Source organism: Methylomonas koyamae (assembly GCF_019669905.1).
Classification (GTDB): Bacteria; Pseudomonadota; Gammaproteobacteria; order Methylococcales; family Methylomonadaceae; genus Methylomonas; species Methylomonas koyamae.
In genome coordinates this window covers 4,298,968-4,319,683 of sequence record NZ_AP019777.1, presented here as the reverse complement: position 1 = coordinate 4,319,683, position 20,716 = coordinate 4,298,968, and the positions used below count along the sequence as shown (strand labels likewise).

Sequence of the window (20,716 nt, the reverse complement as noted above, 5' to 3'; positions counted from 1 at the left end):
CTATGGGCGGATCGCAAAAAGCTCCCGAAACCCTGGAAGATTGGACGGAGCTGTTGCGCGCCCAAGAAATGCCGATTTTCTCCAACACCGCGCACAATATTTACGCCGCGTTGGACGACCGCAAAAAAGGGGCGATGGAATTGGCGACGGTGATTTTGCAGGATCCGAATCTGACCGCCAAGGTGCTGAAAGTCGGCAGCAGCCCTTATTACAATCCGTCGAAACAAAAGATGAGCACCGTTTCGCGGGCCATCGTCGTGTTGGGCGCCGAAATCATCCGCGAATTGACACTGGCCTGCTCGTTTTTCGAAGCGATTTTGTCGTCCAACGACAAAAACCGGGCCAACCGGGAGATTGCCAAAGCCTTGCACGCCGCAGTCCAGGCCAAGAATATCGCGCTGACCGTCGGCGACGTTTCGCCGGAAGAGGTGTTCGTCGCCGCCTTGCTGCATAATCTCGGCCACGTCGCGTTCTGGTGTTCCGCCGATCCGCACTCGAAAAAGGCGCATGCCGCAATCGAAAAATCCGGTTTGGACAGCGCGGAGGCCGAGAAAAAAATCCTCGGCTTTTCGTTGCGCGATTTGGGTAAAAAGCTCAGCAAGTCATGGAGCCTGGGCGGCTTGATCGAAGAGGCGATCGCCAAACCGGATTCCGCGGACAAGCGGGTGCAATTGGTCAAATTGGGTCACGACATTTGCCAGGCGTTACAAGCCGGCCCGGACTCGGCATTGATGACCGCTTGCCTGGCCAAGTTCAATGAACTTTCCAAGTTGCCGTTGCCGGAAATTCGCGCCAGGATCGAGAAAAATACCGAGGAGGCGGCGCTGATCGCCCGCCAATTCGGTGCCGACGACGCGTCGCGCTTCATCAAAAAAGACGCTGTCGGCGAAGATATGCCGGCCGACGAACCGTTCGACAAGAAACAATTGCAGTTCCAAATCCTGCAGGATATCAGCAGCCATATAAGCAGCCAGATCAATCTGAATCAATTGTTCGAAATGGTGTTGGAGGGCATCCACCGCGGCGTGGAAATGGACCGGACTCTGTTCATGCTGTTGAGCCCGGACAAACAGGCGCTGAACGAAAAGTTTTCGTTGGGTTGGCGCAAGCCGGTTCCGGAACAGAAGTTGCGGATTTTGAATTCGGAAAATTCCGCAAATCTGTTTTTCAATGCGCTGCGCCAAACCGAAGGCGTCTGGCAATTTCCTGAGCAGCATCCCGCCCTTTATACGCCGCAAATCGTGCAACAGATCGGCCGGCACGAGTGCTTCATCTTTCCGATTCGGGCCGAGAATAAGGTCGTCGGCTTGATCTATTGCGACCACTCCATTCATGGGCTACCTTTAACCCGCGACGATTTTATCGCAGCCAACCATTTCGCCAAGCAAGCCCACATCGGCTTGACCCTTTATTGCATGAAGAGCCATTAATCCATGACCGATCGCGAGCTGTCGAATCTCCAAGTGTTTCTGGTAGAGCCGTCCCACACCCAGCAGCTCATCATCATCCAATATCTGCAAAGCTTCGGTATCAGCGATATCGGCTGCGTCGCCACCGGCGGCGAATTGTTCGAGCGTTTGCAGCACAGCCGGCCGGATTTGGTGGTCAGCGCCATGTATCTGCCGGACATGACCGGCGTGGAACTGGTGCACGCTTTGCGCAAGGACGGCGCATCGTACGAGATGGCGTTTCTGTTGATTTCCAGCGAAACCAACATCAAATACCTGGAGCCGATCCGCCAAGCCGGGGCGATTGCGATTCTGCCGAAGCCGTTCACCCGCGAGGCGATGCACACCGCTTTGCAATCCACGCTGGAATACGTGCATCCGGAAAAACTCGGGTTGGAACATATCGATATCGAGGACTTGCGGGTACTGCTGGTCGACGACAGCGAGTTCTCGTTGAAGTACTTGATCAAAGTGTTCAACAACATCGGCATCGACCAGTTGGCCGTCGCCCACGACGGTAGGCAAGGCTTGCAGCTATTCAGTCAGCATTACTTCGATTTGGTCGTAACCGATTACAACATGCCGGAAATGGACGGTCTGCAATTGGTCGAACATATCCGCAACCACCCGGAACGCGGTTCCACGCCGATTCTGATGGTGACCAGCGAACAAAACCAGAGCCGCTTGGCCGCAATCGAAAAATCGGACGTGTCGGCCATTCTCGATAAGCCCTTCGAACCCACCTCTATCAAACGCCTGTTGTTAAATCTGCTGAATTAGCGCCGGTTCAAACTGCGCGCCGCGCCGGCACGGCACACCGATATTTCAAGGAATCCGCCGCAAAAGCGACGTGGAAGATGCGCCAAAAAACCGAAATTCGGCTAGATTTTATAATGTTATTTCCCGAATGGTGACCCAATGAAACCCGGTATTACTCCCAACAATAACGAAAAAAAACTGGATGACGAGGATTTCATCGTTTCCAAAACCGATACCTCCGGCCGCATTACTTACGCCAACCGGATTTTCATGGAGATAGCCGGTTACCCGGAGCACGAACTGCTTGGCGTGCAGCACAACATCATTCGCCATCCGGACATGCCGCGCGGCGTGTTTCGTTTTATGTGGGATACGTTGAAGGCCGGGGACGAATTTTTCGGTTTTGCCAAAAACCTGTGTGCCGACGGCGGTTATTACTGGGTGTTTGCCAACATCACTCCCGATTACGACAGTAAGGGTAAGCTGCAGGGCTATTACTCGGTACGGCGCAATCCGCCCCGTTCGGCCCTGGAAGTGCTGATCCCGATTTACCGGGAAATGCTGGCCATCGAGAAGCGCAGTTCCACCAAAGAGGCGCCGGATAAATCCCTGGAGTATCTGTTGGACCAAGTCAGGCAGGCCGGCGCCAAGAACTACAACAGCCTGGTGTTGAGCCTTTATAAACCCAACGGAGTTTAAGCGATGAATTCCAATGCCAATATCCCGTTTTTAAGAACCAAGCTGAATTACGCGGTGGCGACGATACTGGTCTCGGTAGCGGCGGCCTTTGCCTATTCCGTTATCGCCTTCGGCTTTTCCTGGATCATGCTGCTGCTGTTATTGCCGTTGCCGCTGGTAGCGCTGGTGTCGTGGCAGACCGGCAAACAAAGCTTGACAGTGTTGGAGCGGATCGAGGACGTGCTGAAGTACACGATTAAGGGCGAACTCTACCACCGGGTAACCGGCACCCCCGGCATGGGCGAAATCGGCAAGGTGGCCTGGGAATTGAACGAGACGCTGGACATCATGGAATGTTATTTCAAAGAAATCAGCACCTGCTTTCGCCATGCCTCGGAGGGCAACCACGAGCGTTACGCCTTGGTCGACGGTTTGCCGGGCTTGCTGAAACAGTCCGCGAAAAACATGAACGCGGCGATCAAACTGATGGACGACAACGACAAGCTAATGATCAAAAACCGCTTGTCGGCCGGTCTGCACGCGCTGAATACGTCCAACTTGCTGAGCAATTTGAAAGGCAATCAGAACGATCTGATCAACATCACCGAGCAGATGCAGAAAGTGGAGAATATCGCCACCGAAACCGGGCGCAATGCCGACGACAGTCTGGCCACCGTGGAGACGATCAGCAACTCGTTGACCGGCATCAACTCCAATGTACATTCGGTATCCGACGTGATCGGCGCGTTGATCAACGACAGCAAAAAGATCACCGAGTCGCTATCGATGATTACCGGTATCGCCGACCAAACCAATCTGTTGGCGCTGAACGCTTCGATCGAGGCGGCGCGGGCCGGCGAACACGGCCGCGGTTTCGCCGTGGTCGCCGACGAGGTGAAAAACCTGTCCGAGCACACCAAGGACGCGGCGATGGAGGTATCGAAGACGTTGAAGGCCTTCAACAAGCGCGTCGAACAAATGCACGAGGAAGCCGAGAATTCGGCGGCGATTTCCCAGGAAATCATGGCGCAAGTCAGTTCGTTCCGGCAGCAGTTTTCCAATCTGTCGCAGTCGGCCAAAGCCTCGCTGGATTTTATCGCCTATGCCAAGGATAAGTCCTTCGGCTTGTTGACCAAGCTGGACCATATCGTCTACAAACAAAACGGCTACATCTCGATCGAGACTCCCACCGATTGCCCGCAACGCCAGGCCATCATGGTCGATAACCACAACTGCCGCCTGGGCAAATGGTATTACGAAGGCTTGGGGTACCAAAAATTCCGCAATACCGACGCCTACGCCAAACTGAACCGTCCGCACGCCGACGTCCACACCGCGACCCAGCACGCTTACGAAATCTCGCGCGGCAAATGGGTGGAAGACCAAGCCATGCTCAACGAAATCATCCACCAGATGCAGTTGGCCGAGAATGCCAGCGCCGACGTTATGCAAATGATCGACGCCATGGTCGAGGAAAAACATAACAAGCTTTGACGCTCCCGGCGGTCGGACCGATCAGGTTTTGGCGGATTTGCGCCAGATGCCGCCGGCCGCAAAACAGGCCCAGCCCCAGCGCAGCCAATTCAACAAGGCGGCTGCCAGCCACACCGCCCAGGCCAGCATCAAGCCCCGGTACGCCGCCAGCGGCAGGCTGGCGACAGTTGCGCTGGGCAATTGCGCGCCGTTGCGGTCCTGGTACCAATTCAACTGGTAGGCCGTCGATTGGTTGCCGGCGATTTGCATCTCCGGACTGCCGAGCAGGCCTTGCTCCACCGCCAGCGCCAAAATCAGCAACGCCAATAGCGTAGACGCCGCCAAGCCGATTTGCAGCAAATTGAAACGGCGTACCCCGGCGGCCGGCTGCTTAGCTCGCCAGTGCAGCGCAAACAGCCAGCCGGCCACGAAAATACCGGCGGCGACGTGCAATTGGCTCAAGCCGGACAGCAGTAAAAACCATTCCCAGTGCTTCAGCGGCGTGGTTCCGGTTTTGCCCAGGCCGAAGGCGATTAGCGCCAGCACCAACAATAAACCCCAGATCAACGCTGCCGGGCCGAAGTCGGGACCGGCGGTCCACAACAGCCAGCGGTTTTGCGGCATGATTAATCTAATCCGGCTGTTGACGCTGGCGCTGCCAAGATTGGCGCTGGGCGTTGCCGTGACGAAGCCGAGCGGCTGCGGCATGTGCCATTTTAAAACCGCTTGCTGGTTGCCGGGCCGCAGCGGCAGGCTGACGCCGCTGCCTTGCTGGCGTATCGGTTGGCTGATGCCGTCTATCGCCACTTCCTGCAATTGGGCGCCATCCGGCAGCGTGACCTTATGCCGGCCGCCTTTCGAGCTGCGGATGTCCAGTTTCAGTTCGGCGGTCTGGTTGCGCGCGCCGGGTTGGACCAGCAACTCGCTGGCGTCTATCGTCAGCGTGGCGCCGGCAACTGCGGCCGGCCGTTCCAACGTCAACGACAAGCGTTCGCCGGGCCACGGCCGCCATTCCGGTAGCCACGGGCCCTGCGTGTTTTCCCGGTAAATCGGGTCCAGGCCCTGGCTATGCAGGCGCCAGATCGGACTGACCTCGGCCCGCCATACTTCGTACCATTGGCCGCCGGCATCGGCCAGCAGATCGATTTGTCCGGATTTTGCCAGCACCGATTCCCATTGCGCACTGCCCTCGCTGGCGGCGATGTTGACCAATACTTTGCCGTCCTTGACCCGCACTTGCGGCGTGGTTACCGCTTCGCCTTGTAACAGCGGCAACTCGAACATGATCGGATTGCCGGACTCGGCCAACGATTCGACTTGGGTGGTGATGCGCCAATCCAGGCCCAGATGCAGGGTGCGGCTGACTCGGACGAAAGCCGGCAATGCCGTTTGCGGCAGGGCTTTGCCGGCCGGCGTTTCGGTTTGCAGCCGGCTGAATTCCAGTTGCGGGCCGACTTTGCCGTCTTCGTAGCCGCCGTCGATACGCCAGCCGTCGGCGGCGAAGCTGGCGCGTTGCGGGATTAGCGGCAGCGGCAGCGTGAATTTGATCGGTTCCCGGTAGCGGCCTTGCAGCGCTACGCTGTGCACACCGCGCGGCAGCGCCAGCCAGACTTCGCCGGCCTCGCTGCGGAACAGGGCCTGCCCCGGCGCACCGTCGATTTCCACCGTCTCCGGCAGCCATTGCTCGCCCTGCGCCGGCACCGGCAGCGCCACGGCCTGTTGGGCATGGACTTGCAATTCCAGGCGCAGCAGCTCCGGTTTTGCGATTACCTGCATTTCGACGATCTGCGCGCAGTCCGGCAGGCAAGTCGGCGCTTGCAGCAGGCGGGCCTTCAGTTCGGCTAGCAGTTGCGGATCGGGCAGGTCGGCATAGGCCGGCCGCCCCGGCGTAACCAGCAACGGGGCCAGCAGCAGGCAGGCGGCATGCGGCGCAACCCGGCGCCAGCCGGCTGCGGATATTCCGGTGAGCCGCAATACCAAGGCGATTGTGATCGCCGCCTGCAGGAAATGCAGCAACATCATCGCCCAGGGCGGCAGGTACCAGAGCCGGACTTGTTGCTGGCTGTCCACGCCGCCGTTCCAGGCCAGGTGCACGCTACGCCATTGCCAGCGCGGCAGGCCGGGGCCGGTTTGCAGATTGGCGTCGGGATCGGCCCGTTCCAGATTAGCGGCACTGCCGGCGCCGGATTCGGATTTTGCTGCATAACTGCGTTTGAATGCTCTTGCCTCGGGCAGCACGGCAGCGGCACTGAGTTCGGCATCCGCGGCATCGCTCATTAACGCTTCCGGTGCGGCGGGAGCGCTGCTATAGGCGGTGCTCGGCTCGATTTGCTCCGGCAGCTCCAGTTGCGGATAAATGCCGATGCGGATTTGTTCGATCACGAACGGAATCGCCAGTGCCACGAGCGCCAGCCAGCACAGGTTGCGGCCAGCGGCCAGCCAGTGCCGGGCTCTGCCTTCCGGCAATACCCGCAGCAAGGCCAGCGTTGCCAGGGTCAGCAACCAAATCAGGCGCGGCGCATCGTGTTCGTGCCAGATCAGGCTCAAACCAAGCAGGGCGATGCCGCCCCATTGCGGCGACCACAGCCGTCCGGCCGCTAAGCCGCCGATCAGCACCAGAAACAAATCCAGCAAGGTCCAGCGGTTCAACCAGGTGTCCGCTGCGTTGTCTACTCCGGCCAGCGCCAGCAGGCGCCAGCCGGGCGGCGTTTTCAGTTCGGCCCGCACCTGTTGGAAACGCTGCTGCCAACCGCTGGCGGACAATGCGGAAATACCGCTCTCGATCCGGCTGTCGGCGTTCAGTTGCAGATTGCCGCTGCGGATTTCGACGCCCTGGCTGCGGTCGGCCGCTTGGGTGATGAGTTGGCTTTGGCCGTTCAGTTGAACTTGGCCGAGTTGCAATTCCGGCGCCGCATTCAGCCGCCAGTCGCGGCGCATGCTACCGCTGATCCGGTCGTTGACCGTATAGCCGGTACCGGCGAAGTCCAGCCACAAGGTGCGGGTCAGCGCCAGTCGGTTCGGTTCCGGTTCCGGATCGCCGCGGCGGATCACGTTGAAAACCATGCTGTCGCCTTGTTGCAAACGGTAAGCCGGCAACTGCCGCCATTCGTCGGGCAGATTGGTTTGGCTGCCGTCGATCGCCGCCGGCTTGCCGATTTCCACCAGACGCAGGTTGGGCACGGCTTGAAATGTCCACAGTTCTTCCTGCGGCCAGTCGGCGTCTTTTATTGCCAGGTCCAGTTGCGTCAAATACTGCGGATGGCGGCCATGGACCTCGATCAGCCAATGGCCGGGGCGGACCTGGACCAATAAGCGGCCGGCGCCGTCCAATCGGGCCGGCAGCGGGCTATCCAGATTCACCGGGATAAAGCCCGGCAATAGGGCGTGGGTCAACTCGGCTTCGCGCGCCGTACCGGAGACCTCAAGCTCCAGACGGGTGACGACCTGTAGCGGCGATTCGTCGATGATTTGGCGAAACACTTGCAATTCGAGCCGGTTCTCGCGGTCGCCGGCGTTGGCCGCAGTCCGGTCGGCCAGCCAGACCGCGTTTTGTTCGATGCGCGGATAAGTCACCGGCCGGCCGTCGATCGTCAGCCGAACCAAGCCCGAGGCCTGCGGCAGCGCCAGTTGCTCCGGCAACCGCTCCCAGGAAAATTGGCCGCCGATCCGGTAATGCCCCGCCGCTAGTTCCAGCGCCGGTTTGCCGTTTTTCAACGCAACCGGATAGGCTTGTTTGTCCACCGTCACGGCTTGCGGCCACTGACGTTCGTCGCCTGGCAGCTCGATCCAACCTTTGCGGTACAGCGTCCATTCGCTCTCGAAATTGCCGCGGTTGTCTTGCAAATTCAGCACTAATGCACCGGGCCAGGCGCACTGCTTGTTCTGAAAGTCGTTGAAATAAAACGGGCAGCCGTGTTGCGGCTGGTCGTGCAGCACCCAGCCCAGCCAGGGTTTTAGCGCTTCCGGCGCGTCCTCGAGTTCCCAGGCCGAGGCTGGTTGCCAGCCGTGCCAAGCCAAAAGCATAACCATCATTATCCAACGCGCCATGGTGTCCTCCCCGGAATCGGTCCGGCTTTAGTAAATCGGTAACTCCTAATATCGAAATCGATTTGTAAACAATCCCGATCTTAGGCTGTGTTTATTCGCTGTTTGCAATAGAATAGGCCTCATATCCCCGTCTCAAACGCTAGTTATCACCGGAGAACTTTGACATGACTGATCAAAAAGTGACGTTAAAACGCGATGGCCAGGAACAGGCCGTCGAACTGCCGGTTACTGCTGGCACCATGGGGCCGTCGGTCATCGACATCCGCTCCTTGTATGCGCAAACCGGCTGCTTTACTTACGACCCCGGCTTTACTTCCACCGCCAGTTGTACCTCTAAAATCACCTTCATCGACGGCGATGCCGGCGTGCTGCTCTACCGCGGCTATCCTATCGAACAACTGGCCGAAAAATGCGATTTTCTGGAAGTGTGTTATCTGCTGCTGAACGGCGACCTGCCCAACGGTGCGGAAATGAAGGGTTTCGTCACGACCATCAGCCAGCACGTGATGGTCCACGAGCAGTTGGCCAAATTTTATAGCGGATTTCGCCGCGACGCCCACCCGATGGCGGTATTGGTGGGTGTGGTCGGGGCGCTGTCGGCGTTCTACCACGACGTGATGGATATCACCTGCAAGGAAGACCGCTATATCTCGGCGATTCGGCTGATTGCCAAAATGCCGACCATGGTAGCGATGTGTTACAAGTACAGCATCGGCATGCCGTTCATTTACCCCAAACGCAAACTGGGCTACGCCGAAAACTTCATGCGCATGATGCACGGCGACCCTGGCGAGGATTATCTGGCCAACCCGGTACTGATGCGGGCGCTGGACCGGATTCTGATTCTGCACGCCGACCACGAACAGAACGCTTCGACCTCGACGGTACGTCTGGCCGGTTCCAGCGGCGCCAATCCTTATGCTTGTGTCGCGGCCGGCATCGCCTGCCTCTGGGGCGCGGCGCACGGCGGCGCCAACGAAGCGGTGCTGAACATGCTGGAAGAAATCGGCGACGTATCGCGCATCGGCGAGTATGTGGCCAAAGCCAAGGATAAAAACGATCCGTTCCGCCTGATGGGCTTCGGCCATCGGGTCTACAAAAACTACGATCCGCGCGCCAAGTTGATGCGGCAAACCTGCCACGAAGTGCTGGACGAGTTGAACCTGAACGACGACCGTTTGTTCAAGTTGGCGATGGAATTGGAGCGGATCGCGCTGGAAGACTCGTATTTCGTCGAGAAGAAACTGTATCCGAACGTGGATTTTTACTCCGGCATCGTGTTGCGGGCGCTGGGGATTCCGACCGAAATGTTCACGGCGATTTTCGCGCTGGCCCGTTCGGTGGGCTGGATCGCGCAATGGGACGAAATGATCTCCGACCCGGAACTGAAGATCGGCCGGCCGCGCCAGCTTTACCGCGGCGTGACCACGCGCGACGTCAAACCGATCTCCGCCCGATAAGCCCTTTACCCAGCTCGGCGATTCGCCCGCGGCGGATCGCCGTTCGGCTAAAAAATGCCGCCGCGGCGGCGGCAGTTTTAGTATCCTAGCCGGCCAACTTGTTTCGGTCGCCCATCATGACGCAATACCCTCTTTACGCCACCGCGCCCAAGGCGCTGGAAGGCATCCTCGCCAACGAAATCCGCGGCCTCGGCGGCCAAAACGTCAAGGAAAAACTGGCTGGCGTGGCCTTCGACGGCGATCTGGCGCTGGCCTACCGGGTGTGTTTGTGGTCCAGGGTCGCCAACCGGGTGTTTCTACCCTTGAGCAGTTTCGAGGTCAAATCCCAGCAGGATTTATACGACGGCGTCAAACGCATCAACTGGTTCGAGCACATCCAGCCCGACGCCAGTCTGGCGGTGTCGTTCAGCAGCAAGAACAGTCCGGCCGTCAACAACACCCATTTCGGCGCGCAAAAGGTCAAGGACGCCATCGTCGATCAGATGCGCGCCAAGTTCAACAAGCGCCCCAGCGTCGACACCGAACGGCCCAGCATCCGCGTCAACGTTTATCTGCATAACGACCTGGCGCAACTCAGTCTCGATTTGTCCGGCGAGAGTTTGCACAAACGCGGCTTCCGCGACGTCAGCATCGCCGCGCCGATCAAGGAAAACCTGGCGGCGGCGATATTGTTGCGCGCCGGCTGGCCCAAGATCGCCGAGCAAGGCGGCAGTTTGCTCGATCCGATGTGCGGTTCGGGGACGATGCTGTTGGAAGGCGCGTTGATCGCCGCCGACATCGCACCGGGCTTGCAGCGCGATTATTTCGGCTTTCTGGGCTGGAAAAAACACGATGCCGGTTTGTGGCAAAGTTTGCTCGACGAGGCCCACCAACGCCGGGAAGCCGGGCTAAACAAAATGCCGGTTATCGTCGGTTTCGACCAGGACCGGCGCACCGTCGCCACCGCCGTGCAGCACGTCGAAAACGCCGGATTTTCCGGCAAGATTCATGTCGAAAAACGCGACATCGCCGACGCGTCGGCGGCGGAAAGCTGGCCGAAAGGTTTGATTGCCTGTAACCCACCCTACGGCGAACGCCTGGGCGACGAGCAAGAAACCGCCGCGCTGTACCGGCGCTTCGGCGAGGTGTTGAAACAGCGCTTCGCCGGTTGGCAGGCGGCGATGATCATCAGCGACCCCGAGCTGGGTTTTAGATTGGGCATCCGTTCGCAGAAGCCGATCACCTTGTTCAACGGCGCGTTGGAATGCAAATTGCTGCGTTTTAACATCGAGGAAAAGGCCTTCTTCGAGCCCAAGGCCAAGTCGCAACAGGAGCGTGCCGAATCGATCTGGCGCCGCGCCCAAGCCGAACAAGTCGACCCGCAAGCCGAGATGTTCGGCAACCGCTTGCGCAAGAATCTGAAGAAACTGGCCAAATGGGCCAAACAAAATGACGTGCATTGTTACCGGCTGTACGACGCCGACCTGCCGGAATACGCGGTCGCGGTCGATGTTTACCAAGGCGAGAAAACCTGGGTCAACGTCCAGGAATACGAATCGCCGAAAACCATAGACCCGGCCAAGGCCAATCAACGCCTGGCCGGAGCGATGGCGGAGATACCAAAAGTGTTGGAAACTCCGGCCAACCAAGTGTTTCTGAAAATCCGCCGCAAGCAAAAAGCGGCCGACCAATACGAAAAGCAAGGCGACTCCGGCCGCTTCCACGTGATCGAGGAAGGCGACTGCAAGTTCTGGGTCAATTTCGAGGACTATCTGGATACCGGCCTGTTTCTGGATCATCGGCCGATGCGCTTACGCATTCAGCAAGAAGCCAGGGGCAAGCGCTTTCTGAATCTGTTTGCCTACACCGGTAGCGTGACGGTGCACGCGGCGGTCGGCGGCGCGGCCTCGTCGGTTACCGTCGATATGTCCAACACCTATCTGGACTGGGCCAAGCGCAATTTCGAACTCAACGGCATCCGCGGCGATCACAAACTGGTGCGCGCCGACTGCCCGAAATGGCTGGCCGAGCAGGCGGCGTTGAAAAACAAGCCGCAATTCGACCTGATCTTTCTGGATCCGCCGACGTTTTCCAATTCCAAGAAAATGGACGAGGCCTTCGACATTCAAAGCGATCACGTGGTTTTGTTGAAAAATGCCGCCGCGTTACTGGCGCCGGGCGGCGTGCTGTATTTCTCGACCAACTTCCGCCGCTTCAAATTGGACCGCGAAGCCTTGGTCGGCTTGAATTTCGAAGACATTAGCGCGGCGACCATCCCCGAGGACTTCGCCCGCGACCAGAAAATTCATTATTGCTGGAGAATCACGCGATGAAGGAATGCCTGCACATCATCGTCAAGGGCCGGGTGCAGGGCGTGTATTTTCGCGCCTACACCCAAAAACAGGCCGTCAAACTGAATCTGTCCGGCTTCGTCCGCAATTTGCCTGACGGCACGGTCGAAATCGTCGCCGGCGGCCACCCGGAAGATTTGCAAAAACTGGTAGCCTGGTGCCACAAGGGGCCGGTGCTGGCCAAAGTCAGCGACGTAGCGGTTACCGCGCACCATACCGATGAGCATTTTGCCGGTTTCGAAATTCGTTGAGGCTGCGCGCGGTCGCTAACGCACCCGGCCGCGGCAGACCGCGGCTCATCTGGCGCAGTTGCGGCCGGCGCCTTTGGCCGAATATAACTGCCGGTCGGCCGCATCGAGCAGTTCCGTCGAGGCTTGGCCGGGCTGTGGGACCAAGGCCGCTGCGCCCAGGCTGACCGTGATCGAGTCCGACACGGTGGAATTGCGGTGCGGGATGTGTTGGGCTTCGATATTGGCGCGCAGTTGCTCGGCGATGCTTAGAGCGCCGGCGGTGTCGGTTTCCGGCAGCAGGATGACGAATTCCTCGCCGCCGTATCGGGCAGCCAAATCGCCCGGCCGGCTGGCCGCGGCGGCCATGTGGCCGGCGACTCGTTTCAGGCATTCGTCGCCGGCGCCGTGGCCGTGGCGGTCGTTGTAAGCCTTGAAATAATCGATGTCGGCCAAAATCGCAGCCAGCGGGGTTTGGTTGCGTTGCGCCCGCTTCCATTCGCTATCCAGCGTTTGGTCGAAACGGCGCCGGTTGGGAATGCCGGTTAAGGCGTCGATCCAGGCCATCGCTTCCAGCATGTCGGTGGCCTGTTTCAAGCGGATGTGGTTGCGGATGCGGGCCTTGACCACCGGCAGATAAAACGGTTTGGTGATGTAATCCAGCGCTCCCAGGTTCAGGCCGCGTTCCTCGTCGCTGGCATCGTTCAGCGCGGTGACGAAGATCACCGGAATCGAGCTGGTTTGCGGATCGGCTTTCAGGTGGCGGCAGACTTCGTAGCCGTCCATTTCCGGCATCATCACGTCCAACAGGATCAAATCCGGCGCGCCTTGCGCGGCAATAGCCTCCAGCGCCGCCGCACCGCTGGCGGCGACTTTGATCCGGTAATCCCGGATCAGATTTTCCGCCAAGACTTGAATGTTGGTGGGCGTATCGTCGACGATCAATATCAGCGGTTTCGGCGGATCGGTCTTCATGGCGGCGGTTCAAGGCAAGTGGCGTTTGATGGTAGTTTCCAGTTCCTGCAGTGTCACGCGCGCTTGGCGATAATTGATATCGCCGACATATTTTTCGATCAATTGCACCAGCCGCCGCGCATCGGCTCCCGCTACCGCCTGACGCAATTGTTCGGTTATTTCGCGCGGCACGTAGTCGCTGCCGTCCAACAGCGCCGCCAATTGCTCGGCCAAGCTCGCGGCAGCCGGCCAATCGGCCGCTTCGGTTTCGCCGGTGCCTGGCAACGGCCGGCTGTAGGCGGCGATGGCGTGCAGGGTTTGTGCCAGCTTCCCGCTCAAGGCTTCCAAATCGGCCGACGACCAAGTGCCTTGCAGCAACTCCGCCTCCAGGCGGCCGGCGATGCCGCTCAGTTCCGCCGCGCCGATCGCGCCGGCGGCGCCTTTCAGGTAGTGCAGCCATTGCGCGCCGGGTTGCAGTTCGCCGGCCAACAGATGGCGACGCAGCTTGGCGTCGGCATCGGTAAACTTTTCGGCAAAGCGGTCGAGCAATAACTGCAGTTTACCGGCATCGGCAATCGCGGCGGCGATGTAGTCCCAATCGAATCCGGGCAGCGCGTTAGGCCCGGCGCCGATAGCGAAGGCTGGCGGCAAAGCGGCCGGCGGCTGCGATTCGTGGGGCCGGATGCAGCGCACCAAGGCGGCAAGCAAGGTTTGCGGCAGAACCGGCTTGCCGACGTGGTCGTTCATGCCGGCGGCGTAACATTGGTTGCGGTCGGGTTCCTGCACCGCTGCGGTCATGGCGATGATCGGCAGCTCGTCGCGGCTTTTCTCGGTCCGAATCAGCCGCGTCGCCTCAATGCCGCTCATTTCCGGCATTTGCAGGTCCATCAATACGGCGTCGAAACGTTCGCGGCGCATGGCCTCCAGACCCTCGCGGCCGTTGTTGGCCACGCTCACGTTCAAGCCGGCGTTGGTCAGATATTCGCAGGTCACCATCTGGTTGATTTCGTTGTCCTCCACCAGCAGGATGCGGGCGCCGCGGATCGGCGCGGCCATTTCCGCCAGTTGCGGCCGGCTGGGTTCGGCCGCGGCGCTGGGCATGCCGCCCTGCAGCCGGGTGACAGAATCCAGCAGCATCGACGGCAGCACCGGTTTGACCAGCACGTCGTCGGGCGGGGTGTCGCCGGCGGCGTGAAGCAAACTTTCCCGGCTGAAGGCGGTGACCATGATCACGACCGGCGCGTGGCGGATTTCCGCCTGCCGCACCATGTCTTTGATGGCGCGAGTGACTTGAATGCCGTCCAGCCCCGGCATTTTCCAGTCCAGCAAGACCAGTTCGAAGTCCTGGCCGGCTTGGTTGGCTCGGCTGAGCAGGGCCAACGCGTCGGCGCCGTTGGCGGCCTCGGCCACTTCGAAGCCCCAGTTTTGCAGAATGTCGCGTAGCATTTGCCGGGAGATGTCCAGGTCGTCGACCACCAGTACCCGCATGCCGGCCAGTTGCTCCGGCCGTTGCCGGCTTTGCTTTTCAACCGCAAACGGCAGCTGCAAGCCGAATTCGAACAGGCTGCCCTGGCCGATTGCGCTTTCCACATGCAGGTCGCCGCCCATCATTTCCACCAGGCGCTTGCTGATGGTCAAACCCAGGCCGGTGCCGCCGAAACGGCGGGTGATGGAGCCGTCGGCCTGGGTGAAGGCCTGAAACAGGTTGGCGACTTGTTCGGCGGTCATGCCGATGCCGGTGTCGCGCACTGAAAACAGCAGCTCGGCCAGGCCGTCCTGTTTGGCGCGCAGCGCGACTTTGATGTGGATTTCGCCGCGTTGGGTGAACTTGACGGCGTTGCCAACCAGGTTGTTCAGAATCTGGCTCAAGCGCAAGGCGTCGCCTTCCAACAGCAGCGGCACGGCCGGGTCCAGTTCCAGCACGACCTCCAGTTGCTTTTCCTCGGCGCGGACGATGAATAGATTCAGTACGTTTTCCAGTACTTCCTCCAGATTGAACGTTTCCGCGATCAAGGCCATGCGGCCGGCTTCGATTTTCGAGTAGTCCAGAATGTCGTTGGTAATCGCCAGCAACGCCAGCGAGGAGGTGTGGATCTTGCGCAAATAATCGCGCAGTTTGGCCGGCGGGTTGCTGTTCAAGGCCAAGTCCGACAGGCCGATGATCGCGTTCATCGGCGTGCGGATTTCATGGCTCATGTTGGCCAGGAACAGGCCTTTGGAGCGGGAGGCCGCCTCCGCCAGCTCCTTGGCTTGCAGTAGCTCGGCGGTGCGCTGCGCCACTTCGTGCTCCAGCCGGTCGCGGTGTCCGGTCAGGGTTTGGTCGCGGCGCTGAATCTCTTCCAGCATGCTGTTGAAGGCGTTGACCAGCTCGCCGATTTCGTCGCGATGGCGTTGCGGTACGCGCAACGCGTAATTCTGCTCGTGAGCGATCAGACGCGCGGTGGCCGCCAATTGCTCGACCGGGCCGGAGACGATGCGTTGCAGGCGCAATGCCAGCAGCGATACCACGGTCAAGGCCAGGGCGGCGGCGGCGAGGCCTTTGCCGAGATCGGCGAGTTGGCTGTTCCAGTGATCGGTGAAATCGGCTTGCATCAGCACGTAACCGACGTATTCGGTGTTGCGGATTACCGGCGCGTACAGCTCGGCGCTGCGCCGCCAGAAATCGGTGCGCAGTTCCCGTACCGGTGAACGCGAATCGCGCGGCGGTGCTGACGGCCGGCCGTTGCGGTTCCAGTTGGCCAGTACCGAGCCGTCGGCCGCGACCATCCAGGCCGCGGCGATTTCCTGGTGTTCTTGCAGCGAGTTCAGCAGGCGGCGGGCTTCGTTTTGGTCGGAGAAGACCAGCGCGGCCTGGCCGTTTTCGGCCAGCACGTCGGCCAGGCCGATGATGTCCTGCAAGGCGTTGCGGTAGCGGCTGACCGCCGAGCTGACCGCCATCGCCGACAAGCTGACCAACAGGCAGGCCGCGCAGCTCAGCATGATGATAGAGAGCAGTTTGCGGCGTAAAGACCAATTCGGAAAGTCGGGTAAAACGCGCATCGGTCTATCTCCCGTAGACATGGGTGGCGATGTTCAACAACTGGCCGGGAAGCCGCAGGCCGGCATTGCGGATCGATTCCAGATTGACTTCGAACACGACTTTGTTGTCGCGGAACAGCAAGGCGATGCCGCCGCCTTTTTCGGCGAAATCGGCGATATCCGATAGTGTCAGTACCGGCGCATTGCCCAGGTTTTTCAGTATCGGCACCATCCGCTGTTGTTCGGAAACGCCGACGTAGAGCAAATGGCACTCAGCCAACGACGTGTCGGCAGGGCTGTGCGGCGTGACTTTCAGGCTGCGCTCGCCGGCCTTGCGCCCGTCCAGGGCTTGTAGCGCGCCGTCCAATACGTTGTTGCCGATCACGCACAGATTGATAGCGGTCGATGCCGGCGCGGCGGTATCCGGCCATTCCACGAATTTGGCGAAGTTGTACAGATAGGCGGCCTTGATCTGGGCTTCGGACAGGCCGTCGGCGGCCTGGGCTTGCCGGCCGGCTGCCGCGAATAAGGCGATTAGATAAAGTGCGGCGAAAAACTGGTGGCGAATGCTGGCCCGTTCCGTTAACGGTCGGATGGATTTGTCCGGTTGGCGGCGCAGGCAGATGGCGGGTTGGCGCGGGTAGGGCCAGCGGCGATGCGGCGCCGCGGCTGGTTCTGGGCGAAGCCGGGGCGGAGCGTTCCGCCGCCGGCATAGCTTGAGCACGGCGCGTGGAAGCGACGTGTTCGCAGTCGCCTCCAGCCAACGGAGCGGGTGAATCGGCGCCAACCGCGGCACTGCCGAAACCAGCGTCGCCGCGTCGGCCAGGCCGGCTCGCAGACGGCAAAGCGCCCGGCCGCGCAAAGTACGGGCGGCCGAGGTCGACGGTGCGTCAGGAGCGGTTGGCGTCATGTATCGTATTGTGCAACGGGGGATCGGTGTGCCGGCGGCGGGCGCCGAGCTGGGCTCGGTCAACGGCCATCCAGGCTCGAATGGTTGTTATTCCGCTGGCTAAGGTAACAGCTTGTCGCCGCGGTCGCCATATTCTCTGGTGCGGTCTGCCGGAGCGTTGAACTAGCCGCCGCGGTGTGCGGCGGCTGTTTTTACCCCAGGCCTTTGTTGGGGCAGCGGCAAAAGCCGTTCAATTCCACATAGGCTTGGCCAGCGCTGGTGCCGGTGACGGCGCAGGCGCCTTCCCAATAGACCGGACCTACCCACAGCTTGTGCTGGGCGCGCAGTTCCTGGTCCTTGACCAGCGGTTCCACCGTAAAAGTCTCGCCGCGCACGCTGACTTCCCAGCCGGACGGGTAGGTGCAACCGGTGTGTGGACTGGTCCATTCGCCCAGCACTTTGACCTCGAATTCGTGCGCGGCCAAGGTCACGGTTTGGCCTTGAGCGTCGGTAATCGAGCCGGATTTTTCGACGTTGCTGTCGCTGCCCTTGAAGTCGAACAGCATGATTTGCCGGTTGTCCGCCAGTTCGATCGCGAACCATTGCCAGCCTTGCTGAATGGCTTGGTAAAGCTCGCCGTATTGGCGGTCGAACCAGCTGTTGCCGCTGACCTTAAAGGTCTGGCCGCCGACGCTGATGGTGCCGGTGGTCGCCATTTTCGGCCGCGAATAGTAATAGGTGTAACCGCCAAAACGGTACGGGTGGGCGTCGCCGCCGTAATGCAAGGCCGGCGCCTGCGTCGATTTCAGTTCCAGATCCAGCACATAGCCGTCGACTTCGGCGTGCAGGCGGTCGTTACCGCCGCCGCCGACCGCGGTGACTTTATTGTCTTTGCCCGAGGTCAGGTTGAAGCCGTTCGGCGTGCGCTGCGGTAAGTGGAATTCGACGAATTCTTCGAAACTGAATTTTTGACCGTCGACGTCGGTCACGGCGGCCTGTACCAGTTGGTCGCGGAATATCACCAGGCTGTCGAAGGAGAAGAACACCACCTCGAAACCGAAACGGCGGCCGTCTTCGCTGAATAAATGTCCGGTCCAATACCACCATTGCACCTGTTCGGTCGGTAAAAAGGCGTCGTCGGCCGGCAATTCGACCGGACCGATCAAGCCGCGGCGGGGCAGAAACAGCCAGGCGGCGATGCTCAACGCCAACAGTAGCCAGGGTAGCCAGTTCGGCCACAGCCAGCCCACCAGCAATACGATGCCGGCGACGATCCAGGGTAGGTATTTTTTCAAGAACGCTTGCATGGTGGGTACTCGCATAGGGGGAAAATCAAAAACGCCAACTGAGTTTGCCGTAGATCGAGCGCGGGATTTCCGCCGCCGCTCCGGGCAGGGAAATGGCCGCCGAATCTTGGAATTCCGGATGCCGCGGCGAGAACAGATTTTGGGCAACGAACGCCAGCTCCAGCCCTGAAACCGGTTCGTAGGCCAGACGGGCGTCGAACGTGGTGTAAGCCGGCACTTGCTGGCCGACTGCGGCCAGTTTGCCGACGTGGCGCAAAGTCAGATCGAGTTTGACTCGTTCCGGCAAGTCCATCTGCCAGCGCAGCGAGCCGCGGTGGCGCGGACTGAGGCCGGCGATATCGGGATTGTCGCTGTCGTAAGGCCGTTCGATTTTCAGGTGGCTGTAATTGCCGGTGAAGCGCATCCAATCCAGGGCTTGCCATTCGCCGGCAATCTCGATGCCGCGGGTCGTGACTTCGCGGCTGTTGTTGTACCAGATCAGGGGTTGGGTCAGCGTGGCGAAATTGAGCGAACCTTGGCGGAACATGATCAGGTCGGTGTAATGGTTGCTGAACGCGGTAATATCGGTGGAGAACTTGTCGGTCCACTGCGTTCTGTAGCCGATTTCGGCGGCAAACACCTTTTCAGCTCGCAAATCGGGATTGGGTTGTGCCATGACCTGAATCTGATCGAAGGGCGCCGGGAAGCCGGTCGGAACGCCGCCCAAGGCGATATTGGCCTGGGTTTCGCCGCGCGACGGCGTGCGTGCCGCCCGCGACACCGAGGCCCAGACCGAATGTTTCGGGTCCGGCGTCCACATCAAGCGGGCATTGGGCTGAACCTGGGTGTTGCCGAAGTGGCTTTCTTCCAGTTTTGTGCCCAGGGTCAAACGCAGCGTGTCGTCGATCAGCGTGATGTCGTCCTGCACGAAGGCGCTGCCGTTGTGGTAGCCCAGGCTGGTGGGGTTGAACGAGATTGCCGCGCTGCCGCTGGTCGCGCTATGGATGAAGCGGTAGCTGGCACCCCACATCAGGTCATGGTCGGCATTGGGGTGCAGCCGGTGCTGGAAATCGATGTCGAACATGTCCTGGCTGTCGGACAAGGTCGCCGCGCTGAAATTGACCCGGTCGTAATAAGCTTGCAGCGTAAACTCGGAGCCGTCGCTGAGATTGCCCTCCCAGCGCGCCAGCAAGTTGGCGCCTTCGGCATGGTCGTCGGTATCGAACGGCCTGTTGAACGGCGGTGCTACGGTTTGCGCCGGCACCGTATTGCCGACGTTTTTGCGGTAGACGTCGCCTTGCACGGTGTAGCGGTGGTCGTTGGAGATGCGGTTGTCGATCCGGAAACCGCCCTGGACCGAGCGCCAGTCGTCGTGCAGGCGTTCGCCGCTGTTGTTGACAAAGGTGTTGCGCTCGAAGGTTCTGGCATAGACCCGGTAACTGCCGTCGTCGCCGACCCGGCCGCCGTGGCGGTAGCCGGCGAAGCCGGTTTCCTGGTTGCCGCCGCCGGCCACGAACAGGTTGCCCTGGGTGTCCTTGGCTTTTTTGGTGATGATGTTGATCACGCCGTTCACCGCGTTGGCGCCCCACATCACGGCACCGGGGCCGCGGATGACTTCGATGCGTTCGATGTCTTCCATCATCGTGTCCTGCAAGTCCCAGAACACGCCGGAGAACAGCGGGGTATAGACCGAGCGGCCGTCCATCAACACCAGCAGTTTGTTGGCGTAGCGGCCGTTGAAGCCGCGTGCGGTAACCGACCACAGGCTGGCGTTGATTTGCGCGACTTCCAGACCCGGCGCCAAGCGCAGCGCATCCGGAATCGAGGTTACGCCGGAGCGGCGAATGTCGTCCTGGCTGATGACGAAAGCCGCCGCCGCCGTGTCGGATACGGTTTGGGTTTTTCTGGACGCCGACGACACTTCCATTTGCATCAGTTCGTTGATCGACAAGTCTTCCAGTGCCGGTAGCGGCTCCGCTGCCGTCGCGCAATTGACGCCGAGAGCCAGTCCGAAAAAAATGCGGCGCATACCGGGCGTCGCCGGCACGAATTGGCGGAATGGAAACGGCGGGTAAGGTTTCATGTGTGCGGGTGGCTTAATCTGGCTGGCGGCGAATCGGCATCGGTATCTTGGTCTAAGGTGGCGG

Annotated in this window: 13 protein-coding genes; 7 read left to right on the top strand and 6 right to left on the bottom strand. The window is 60.2% G+C overall.

Features of this window, described 5'->3' with window-relative positions:
• Positions 1-2: 2 nt before the first annotated feature.
• The 4 genes from MKFW12EY_RS19480 (at position 3) to MKFW12EY_RS19465 (ending at position 4,379) form a co-directional block, all read left to right on the top strand.
• Positions 3-1,430, top strand: a complete 1,428-nt coding sequence (locus MKFW12EY_RS19480; protein ID WP_221053605.1) for an HDOD domain-containing protein — start codon at positions 3-5, stop codon at positions 1,428-1,430.
• A 3-nt stretch (positions 1,431-1,433) separates the two neighbouring features.
• Entirely contained in the window at positions 1,434-2,228 is a 795-nt protein-coding gene (locus tag MKFW12EY_RS19475) for a response regulator (RefSeq protein WP_064022906.1), read from the top strand.
• A gap of 138 nt (positions 2,229-2,366) precedes the next feature.
• Entirely contained in the window at positions 2,367-2,906 is a 540-nt protein-coding gene (locus MKFW12EY_RS19470; RefSeq protein ID WP_054762204.1) for a PAS domain-containing protein, read from the top strand.
• Positions 2,907-2,909: 3 nt separating this feature from the next.
• A complete protein-coding gene (locus MKFW12EY_RS19465; protein WP_064022905.1) occupies positions 2,910-4,379 on the top strand; it encodes a methyl-accepting chemotaxis protein in 1,470 nt (489 codons plus the stop codon).
• Positions 4,380-4,400: 21 nt separating this feature from the next.
• Here MKFW12EY_RS19465 and MKFW12EY_RS19460 read toward each other — a convergent pair whose 3' ends face one another.
• The gene (locus MKFW12EY_RS19460) at positions 4,401-8,390 is read right to left on the bottom strand and encodes a hypothetical protein (RefSeq protein WP_245006360.1); all 3,990 of its coding nucleotides are present in this window, start codon (positions 8,388-8,390) and stop codon (positions 4,401-4,403) included.
• Positions 8,391-8,569: 179 nt separating this feature from the next.
• Here MKFW12EY_RS19460 and gltA point away from each other — a divergent pair, with 179 nt between their 5' ends.
• The 3 genes from gltA to yccX all read left to right on the top strand — a co-directional run bounded on the left by gltA (position 8,570) and on the right by yccX (position 12,446).
• On the top strand, positions 8,570-9,865 hold the full coding sequence (gene gltA, locus MKFW12EY_RS19455) for a citrate synthase (RefSeq protein ID WP_064022903.1): 1,296 nt from the start codon (positions 8,570-8,572) through the stop codon (positions 9,863-9,865).
• Positions 9,866-9,981: 116 nt separating this feature from the next.
• On the top strand, positions 9,982-12,177 hold the full coding sequence (rlmKL, locus tag MKFW12EY_RS19450; protein ID WP_221053603.1) for a bifunctional 23S rRNA (guanine(2069)-N(7))-methyltransferase RlmK/23S rRNA (guanine(2445)-N(2))-methyltransferase RlmL: 2,196 nt from the start codon (positions 9,982-9,984) through the stop codon (positions 12,175-12,177).
• On the top strand, positions 12,174-12,446 hold the full coding sequence (gene yccX, locus MKFW12EY_RS19445) for an acylphosphatase (RefSeq protein ID WP_054763230.1): 273 nt from the start codon (positions 12,174-12,176) through the stop codon (positions 12,444-12,446). Before rlmKL ends, yccX begins: the two co-directional genes overlap by 4 nt.
• A gap of 45 nt (positions 12,447-12,491) precedes the next feature.
• Here yccX and MKFW12EY_RS19440 read toward each other — a convergent pair whose 3' ends face one another.
• The 5 genes from MKFW12EY_RS19440 to MKFW12EY_RS19420 form a co-directional block, all read right to left on the bottom strand.
• Positions 12,492-13,397, bottom strand: a complete 906-nt coding sequence (locus MKFW12EY_RS19440) for a diguanylate cyclase (protein WP_054763231.1) — start codon at positions 13,395-13,397, stop codon at positions 12,492-12,494.
• 9 nt (positions 13,398-13,406) lie between these two features.
• A complete protein-coding gene (locus MKFW12EY_RS19435) occupies positions 13,407-16,415 on the bottom strand; it encodes a response regulator (RefSeq protein ID WP_221053602.1) in 3,009 nt (1,002 codons plus the stop codon).
• A gap of 4 nt (positions 16,416-16,419) precedes the next feature.
• Positions 16,420-17,304 carry a YfiR family protein gene (locus tag MKFW12EY_RS19430; RefSeq protein ID WP_221053601.1) on the bottom strand — a complete coding sequence of 295 codons (885 nt, stop codon included), beginning with the start codon at positions 17,302-17,304 and terminating at the stop codon, positions 16,420-16,422.
• 191 nt (positions 17,305-17,495) lie between these two features.
• Entirely contained in the window at positions 17,496-18,590 is a 1,095-nt protein-coding gene (locus MKFW12EY_RS19425) for a lipocalin family protein (RefSeq protein WP_054763531.1), read from the bottom strand.
• Positions 18,591-18,615: 25 nt separating this feature from the next.
• Positions 18,616-20,652 (bottom strand): TOL_0244 family TonB-dependent receptor, encoded by a 2,037-nt coding sequence (locus tag MKFW12EY_RS19420; RefSeq protein ID WP_245006359.1) that lies wholly within the window; start codon positions 20,650-20,652, stop codon positions 18,616-18,618.
• Positions 20,653-20,716 lie beyond the last annotated feature (64 nt).